This is a genomic window from Nocardioides sp. (assembly GCF_047607365.1).
Lineage (GTDB): Bacteria > Actinomycetota > Actinomycetes > Propionibacteriales > Nocardioidaceae > Nocardioides.
Genome location: NZ_JASGDD010000188.1, coordinates 1 through 7,394 on the forward strand (window position 1 = coordinate 1; position 7,394 = coordinate 7,394).

At 73.3% G+C, this 7,394-nt stretch carries 7 protein-coding genes; 5 read left to right on the top strand and 2 right to left on the bottom strand.

Going from position 1 to position 7,394, the window contains the following annotated elements:
- The coding region (locus QM572_RS14285) for an ATP-binding cassette domain-containing protein (RefSeq protein ID WP_415094232.1) at window positions 1–791 on the top strand (791 nt) is incomplete at its 5' end.
- On the opposite strand, the gene QM572_RS14290 is transcribed toward QM572_RS14285, so the two are convergent.
- Entirely contained in the window at window positions 776–1,522 is a 747-nt protein-coding gene (locus QM572_RS14290) for an SDR family NAD(P)-dependent oxidoreductase (protein WP_415094234.1), read from the bottom strand. The genes QM572_RS14285 and QM572_RS14290 overlap by 16 nt on opposite strands.
- Window positions 1,523–1,659: 137 nt before the next feature.
- Here QM572_RS14290 and QM572_RS14295 point away from each other — a divergent pair, with 137 nt between their 5' ends.
- Window positions 1,660–3,255, top strand: a complete 1,596-nt coding sequence (locus QM572_RS14295; protein ID WP_415094236.1) for a thiamine pyrophosphate-binding protein — start codon at window positions 1,660–1,662, stop codon at window positions 3,253–3,255.
- 54 nt (window positions 3,256–3,309) lie between these two features.
- Here the strand turns inward: QM572_RS14295 and QM572_RS14300 are convergent, their stop codons facing one another.
- Window positions 3,310–4,092, bottom strand: a complete 783-nt coding sequence (locus QM572_RS14300) for an IclR family transcriptional regulator (protein ID WP_415094238.1) — start codon at window positions 4,090–4,092, stop codon at window positions 3,310–3,312.
- Between the two features lie 164 nt (window positions 4,093–4,256).
- Here QM572_RS14300 and QM572_RS14305 point away from each other — a divergent pair, with 164 nt between their 5' ends.
- From QM572_RS14305 to QM572_RS14315, 3 genes are all read left to right on the top strand, one after another.
- Window positions 4,257–5,951 (top strand): nitrite/sulfite reductase, encoded by a 1,695-nt coding sequence (locus QM572_RS14305; protein ID WP_415094240.1) that lies wholly within the window; start codon window positions 4,257–4,259, stop codon window positions 5,949–5,951.
- Window positions 5,948–6,688, top strand: coding sequence for a phosphoadenylyl-sulfate reductase (locus QM572_RS14310; protein WP_415094242.1), 741 nt, complete (start codon window positions 5,948–5,950; stop codon window positions 6,686–6,688). The genes QM572_RS14305 and QM572_RS14310 overlap by 4 nt, the downstream gene beginning before the upstream one ends.
- A 67-nt stretch (window positions 6,689–6,755) precedes the next feature.
- Window positions 6,756–7,394, top strand: a 639-nt coding sequence (locus QM572_RS14315) for a sirohydrochlorin chelatase (RefSeq protein ID WP_415094244.1), incomplete at its 3' end; no start/stop codon positions are given.

Consider the following 7,394-nt stretch of genomic DNA (forward strand, 5'->3'; position numbering starts at 1 on the left):
CGGCCGCCGCCACGACGACGCCCGCCGGCGAGGGGGCCGTGAGCCTCCAGCTGCGTCACGTCGAGGTCCCCGGCGTGGTGGACGGCCTGGACCTGGCCGTGCCGGCCGGCGAGATCGTCGGCGTCGCCGGGCTCGAGGGGTCCGGCCACGAGGCGGTACTGGAGCTGGTCACCGGCCGCCTCCGGCCCGCGTCCGGCGAGGTGGTGCTGCCGGACGGCGCCCACCCCAGGTCGCTGCGGCACGCCTACGCCCACGGGGTCGGCCTGGTGCCCCGCAACCGGAAGGTGCACGGGCTGATGCTCGACCAGGAGGTCTGGGAGAACGTCATCTCGGTGGGCTGGCTGGGGCTGGGCCGGGGCGGCTTCTGGCAGCGGACCCGGCTCCATCGCCGCCGTGCCGAGGAGCTCACCGGGCGGCTGAGGGTCCGGGGTCACGTGCGGAGCCGGACCGGCGAGCTCTCGGGCGGCAACCAGCAGAAGGTGGTCGTCGCGAAGTGGCTGGCGACGGACCCGTCGGTGCTGGTGCTCGACGACCCGACACGGGGCGTCGACGTCGGTGTGCGCGCCGAGATGCACGCCGTGGTCCGCGACCTCGCCGGCCGCGGAAAGGTCGTGCTGGTGGCCTCCTCCGACCTCGCCGAGCTGGTCGAGCTGTGCGGCCGCGTGCTCGTCTTCCAGCGCGGCCGGGTGGTCGACGTCCTCGAGGGCGGGCGCCTCACCGAACGCGGGCTGAGCACGGCCATGAACGCCGGGTTCGTCGCCTCGCCGGAGGCGGGTCAGTGCAGGGCGTAGCCGCCGTCGACGTTCACCGCCTGACCGGTGACGAACGCGCTCCCCTGGTCGCAGAGGAAGAGCAGCGTCGAGGTCAGGTCGGAGGCCTCCTCCGCCCGCGGGACGGCCTGGTGCGCCACGACGTGCGGGAACTGCTCGTGGACGTCGGTGGTCAGGGCGGTGCGCGTGCGGGTCAGCCCCGGTGTCAGCGCGTTGACGGTCACCCCGGTGTCGCCGACCTCCCGGGCCAGGCCGCGGACCATGCCGACCAGCGCCGCCTTGGAGGCGGTGTAGGCGACCATGCCCGGCGGGCCGAGCCAGACCACCGCGCTGGAGACCATCACGATGCGCCCCCATCCGGCTCGGATCGCCTGCGGCAACAGGGCGCGGGTGATGAGGAAGGTGCCCTCGACGTTCAGCCGGTGGATCCGGCGCCACTCCTCCAGCGAGGTCTCCAGGAACGGCCGCACGGGGAACACGCCGGCGTTGTTGACCAGGATCTGGGCGCCACCGTACTCCTCGGCGCGCGCCGCGACGGCGGCGCACTCGGCCTCCTCGGTGATGTCGGCGCGGATGGCGACGAACCGGCCGCCGGCCTCCTCGACCGCCTCGGCCGTGCCCGCCTGGTCCGCGATGTCGACGCCGATCACGTGCGCGGCTCCCTCCCGGGCCAGCGCCGCGCAGAACTCCCGCCCCAGCCCTCCCGCCGCGCCCGTCACGACGGCCACCCTGCCCTCGACCCGTCCTGCCATGCTCCGACTCCTCTCGTCCCGACCCGTGTGCTCCAGTCTGCGGACGACGGCCCGCTCGTGCCCATGCGCCGTTCCACGCCGCGAAACGCCCGAGCCGCCCGACCCGCCCGACCCGCCCGACGCGGAGACGACGCCCGATGAGAGTGGACGAGGCGGTGCTACGGATCCTCGCGGACGAGGGGGTCGACCGCGTCTTCGGGAACCCCGGCACCACGGAGCTCTCCTTCGTCGACGCGCTCGTGGCCGACGGCACGCTGCCCTACGTCCTGGCCGTGCACGAGGGACCGCTGGTCGCGATGGCCGACGGCTACGCACGCGGCACCGGCCGGCCGGCCTTCGTCAACCTGCATGTGGCGGCCGGCACGGCCAACGGCCTCATCGGCCTGCTCAACGCGTCGCGCTCGCGGACCCCGCTGGTGGTGCTGGCCGGGCAGCAGGACTCACGCCACCTCATCGACGACCCGATGCTGTCGGCCGACCTGGTCGCGCTCGCCCAGGGCGCCACGACGTGGGCGGTGGAGGCACGGCGGCCCGAGGAGGTGCCCGCGCTGCTGCGGCGCGCCTTCCGTGCCGCGCAGCAGCCGCCCCGCGGACCGGTCCTCGTGTCGGTGCCGATGGACTTCCTCGAGACCGGCACCGTCGAGCAGGTGCCCCGGCGCAGCGACCTCGGCAGCGTCGCGACCACGGGCGACGTGGCCGCCGCCGCGGAGCTGCTCCGCTCGGCCTCCTCACCGGCCGTGGTCGCCGGCGACGGGATCGGCCGCGGCGACGCGGTGGCGGAGGCGACGCGTGTCGCGCACCTCCTCGGCGCCGTCGTCTATCACGCGCCGATGAACGACCGGCTCGACTTCCCCATGGACGACCCGGCGTACCACGGCATGCTCGCTCCCGAGAACGCCGCGATCCGCAGCATGCTGGAGCGCCACGACGTCGTCCTGCTGGCCGGCGTCCGCGCCTTCGTCCCCCACCACTACTCGCCGACGCCCGCCGTCGGCCCGTCCACCCGGCTGATCCAGTTCGACGAGGAGCCCGCGCAGATCGGCTACACCTACCCGGTCGAGGTCGGGGTCCAGGGCGACCTGCGCCGCACCCTCGCCGCGCTGGCCGAGGAGCTCGCCACCGCCGTCCCGCACGCGGTCGCGCCGTGGTCGCGGCCCGCGGTGCCCGACGACGAGCGGATGCCGCTGGAGCCGCGCGTCGCCGCGAGCACCGTCGCGCGCCACCTCCCGCCGGACGCGCTGGTCGTCGAGGAGGCGATCACCGCCGGCCTGCTGCTCCGCGAGCACCTGCTGCTCCGCGAGCCGGGCTCGTTCCACCACACCGTGGGTGGCGGTCTCGGCTGGGGGGCCGGCGCGGCGATCGGCCTCTCCCTGGCGCGCCCGGGCCGCCCGGTGGTCGCGCTGCTCGGCGACGGCTGTGCCCTCTTCGGCCTGCAGGCGCTGTGGACCGCGGCGCGCGAGCAGGTGCCCGTCACCTTCCTGGTCTTCGCCAACGGCGAGTACCGCACGCTCAAGCAGACCCTCACCCGGATGCGGGGCGGGCGGGCCGAGCCCTTCCTCGGCATGGACCTCGGACAGCCGGCGGTGGACTGGCCGCAGCTCGCGGCATCGCTCGGGGTCGAGGGCGTGCGCGTGCGGAGCGTGTCCCATCTGGCCGAGCTGCTCCACGCGGCCGGAAGCCGACCGGGCCCCCAGCTGGTCGAGATCCCGATCCGGCCCTTCGCGGACGCCTAGGGTGTGTCTCTCAATTCCGGCCGTCGGGGCGCCGGCCGAATTGAGAGACACACCCTAGGTCGCCGCGCCCCGTGCCCGCGCCAGTGCGCGGGAGAGGCCCAGGGTCGCCGTACGCACCGCCGGGGCCAGCCGCTGCACGTCGACCCGCCCGGCCTGGGCCGTCACCGAGATCGCCGCCACCGCGATGCGGTCGGCGTCCAGCACCGGCGCCGCGACGGAGACGACGCCCCGGTGGGTCTCCTCCTCGTTGACGGCGTACCCCTGGGCGACGACCGCCCGCAGCTGGCGCCGCAGCACGCCCGGCATCACCACGGTGTACGGCGTCAGGCGGGACAGTCCGCGCTGGAGGATGTCGTCGACGACCGGCTGCGGGGCGTAGGCGAGCAGGGCCTTCCCGCACGACGTGCTGTGCGCGGGCAGCGTGTCGCCCACGCGCAGGACCACGTCCGAGGAGCGATGGCCCGCCACGCGGGCCAGGTAGAGAACCTCGGCGCCGTGCAGCACGCCGAGGTTCACGTTCTCGTGGGTCGCCTCGTAGAGGTCCTCGAGGTAGGGCACCGCCAGGTCGCGCAGACTGGCCTGGGTGCCGACCTTCTCGCCGAGCATGAAGAGCTTGATCCCGAGCTGGTAGCCGTCGGCGGTCCGCTCGACCGCTCCCCAGCGCGCCAGCTGCTCGAGCAGGCGCAGCACCGTCGGCTTCGGCAGGCCCGAGCGCCGGGTGAGCTCCGCCAGGCTCACGACCCCGTCGCGGTAGTGGAAGGCGTCGAGGAGCCCGAGGCCGCGCAGCAGCACCGAGCGGCGCGCGCTCGCGACGTCTCCGACGGCCGCTGCCGTCAACCGAACCACCTCCGCCCGTGGCGCGGAGCCCACGCTAACGCACAATGTGACCTGGGTCACTCATCAGCGTTCGCTACGCCGACACGTCCCACATTATGGACACTGTTCCACGATGTGGGATCTCAACTTGGAGGGAGCCTGTCCGGCACGCGAGACTTCTCACCGTGCCCGACCTGCGTTACAAGCCCGCTCCCCCCTCGAAGACCGAGATCCCGCGCCCCAAGCGCGGCGAGGGGCAGTGGGCGCTGGGCTACACCGAGCCGCTGAACAAGAACGAGCAGTCCAAGAAGGACGACGACCCGCTGAACGTCCGGGACCGGATCCTCTACGTCTACTCCAAGCGCGGCTTCGACTCGATCGACCCCGCCGACCTGCGGGGGCGGTTCCGCTGGATGGGGCTCTACACCCAGCGCAAGCCCGGCATCGACGGCGGCAAGACGGCGACCCTCGACGAGGAGGAGCTCGACGACCGCTACTTCATGATGCGGGTCCGCTCCGACGGCCAGCTGCTGTCGCACCAGGCGGTGCGCGCGCTCGGCACCATCGGCCGGGACTTCGGCCGCGACACCGCGGACGTCACCGACCGCGAGAACATCCAGTACCACTGGATCGAGATCGAGAACGTGCCCGAGATCTGGCGGCGTCTCGAGGAGGCCGGGCTCTCCACGCTGGAGGCCTGCGGCGACTCCCCGCGCCCCTTCCTGGGCTCCCCCGTGGCCGGCGTGGCCGTCGACGAGATCATCGACGGCACCTCGGCTCTGGAGGAGATCAAGCGGCGCTATCTCGGCGACCCGAAGTTCTCGAACTTCCCGCGCAAGTTCAAGACCGCGCTCACCGGGCACCCGTCGCACGACGTGTCGCCGGAGACCAACGACGTCGCCTTCGTCGGCGCGGTCCACCCGGTCCACGGCCCCGGCTTCGACGTCTGGGTCGGCGGTGGCCTCTCGACCAACCCGCACCTGACGACGCGGCTGGGCGTGTGGGTGCCGCTGGAGGCCGTCCCGGACGTCTGGGAGGGCGTCGCCGGCATCTTCCGCGACTACGGCTACCGCCGGCTGCGCTCGAAGGCCCGGCTGAAGTTCCTCGTCGCCGACTGGGGCGGCGAGAAGTTCCGCGAGGTGCTCGAGAACGAGTACCTCGGCTACACCCTCGAGGACAACCCGTCGCCCGAGTCGCCGCTGGGTCACCGCGACCACATCGGCGTCCACGAGCAGAAGGACGGCAACGTCTACATCGGCGTCGCGCCGACCGTGGGCCGCGTCTCCGGCACGCTGCTGATCCAGCTGGCCGACCTGATCGAGAGGTACGACGCGTCGGGCGCCCGCCTGACGCCGTACCAGAAGATCGTCATCCTCGGCGTCGACCCCGCTCGCGCGGAGGAGCTCGTCGCCGAGCTCGACGGCATCGGCCTCTCGGCCCGGCCCTCGACGTGGCGGCGCAACACGATGGCCTGCACCGGCATCGAGTTCTGCAAGCTCGCGATCGTCGACACCAAGCAGCGCAGCCACGACCTGATCGACTCGCTGGAGCAGCGGTTCCCGGTGCTCAGCGAGCAGATCACCGTCAACGTCAACGGCTGCCCCAACGCCTGCGCCCGCACGCAGGTCGCCGACATCGGCCTCAAGGGCCAGCTCGTCACCGACGAGAACGGCGACCAGGTCGAGGGCTTCCAGGTCCACCTCGGCGGGGCGACCGGGCTCCAGGCGAACTTCGGCCGCAAGCTGCGCCAGCACAAGGTGACCAGCGCCGGCCTGGACGACTACATCTCCTCCCTCACCGAGAACTACCTGCGCGACCGCGAGGACGGGGAGAGCTTCACCACGTGGGTCGCCCGAGCAGACGAGGAGCTGGTCCGATGACCCTGACAACCGATCGGACGGCCGATCGCCCGACCGACCGCAGCACGCGCAGCCCCGAGGAGCTGCGGGAGCACGTCTCCCACTGGGGCGCGGAGCTGGAGCTCGCTCCGGCCGAGACGATCATCGAGTGGGCCGCCTCCACGTTCGGCGAGCGCTTCTGCATCACCTCCTCCATGGGCGACGCCGTGCTCGCGCACCTCGCCTCGAAGGTCGTGCCCGGGGTCGACGTCGTGTTCCTCGACACCGGCTACCACTTCATCGAGACGATCGGCACCCGCGACGCGGTCGCGGCGACACTCGACCTCAACCTGATCACGATCACCCCGACCCAGACCGTGGAGCAGCAGGACGCGGCGTACGGCAAGGAGCTCTTCCGCACCGACCCCGACCTGTGCTGCAAGCTGCGCAAGGTGCAGCCGCTGGCGGACGCGCTGGACGGGTACGACGCGTGGGCGACCGGCCTGCGGCGCGCGGAGACCCACAACCGGGTCATCGCGCCCGTCATCGGCTGGGACGCCAAGCGCGGCAAGGTGAAGGTGTCGCCGATGGCGCGGTGGAGCGACGAGCAGGTCGAGCGCTACATCGCCGAGAACGGCGTCCTGGTCAACCCGCTCGCCTACGACGGCTACCCGTCGATCGGCTGCGCGCCGTGCACCCGCCGGGTCGCGCCGGGCGACGACCCGCGCAGCGGCCGCTGGGCGGGGACCAACAAGACCGAGTGCGGGATCCACTCATGAGCGAGCGAATCAACGAGCACCGTGCGCGCCGAGCCTCGTCGGCGCCCGCAGCGAAGCGAGGACGCCGATGAGCGCACCTGCCCTGGTCGCCCTGGCGCACGGGTCGCGCGACCCGCGCCACGCCGCCACCATCACCGCCCTGGTCGACGAGGTCCGCTCGACCCGGCCCGACCTGCGGGTCGAGACCGCCTTCCTCGAGCTGTCGGCGCCGTCCTTCGAGTCGGTCGTCGACGGGCTCGTCGCCGAGGGGCACACCGAGATCGTGGTGGTCCCGCTGCTGCTCAGCGAGGCCTACCACGCGAAGGTCGACGTGCCGTCCGTCGTCGCGGCCGCGAACACCCGCCACGACGGCGTGAGCGTGCGCGCCACCGCCGTGCTCGGCCTCGAGACGTCGCTGCTGGCGATCCTCGACGAGCGCCTGCGCGAGGCGCTCCGCGCGGCCCGGGTGCGCGAGCTCGACGCCCTCGTGCTCGCCGCCGCGGGCTCCTCGGACGTGCTCGCCAACCAGGCCGTGGCCCGCCTCGCCCGGCTGTGGGGCGCCCATCACCGGCTCCCGGTGACGGCGGCCTACGCGTCGTCGGCGCCCCCGGCGACCGGCGAGGCGGTCCGCGCCTTCCGGGCCGAGGGCCGCCGCCACATCGCGGTGGCCTCGCTCTTCCTCGCGCCGGGCTGGCTGCCCGACCGCGCGGCCGAGCTGGCCCTCGAG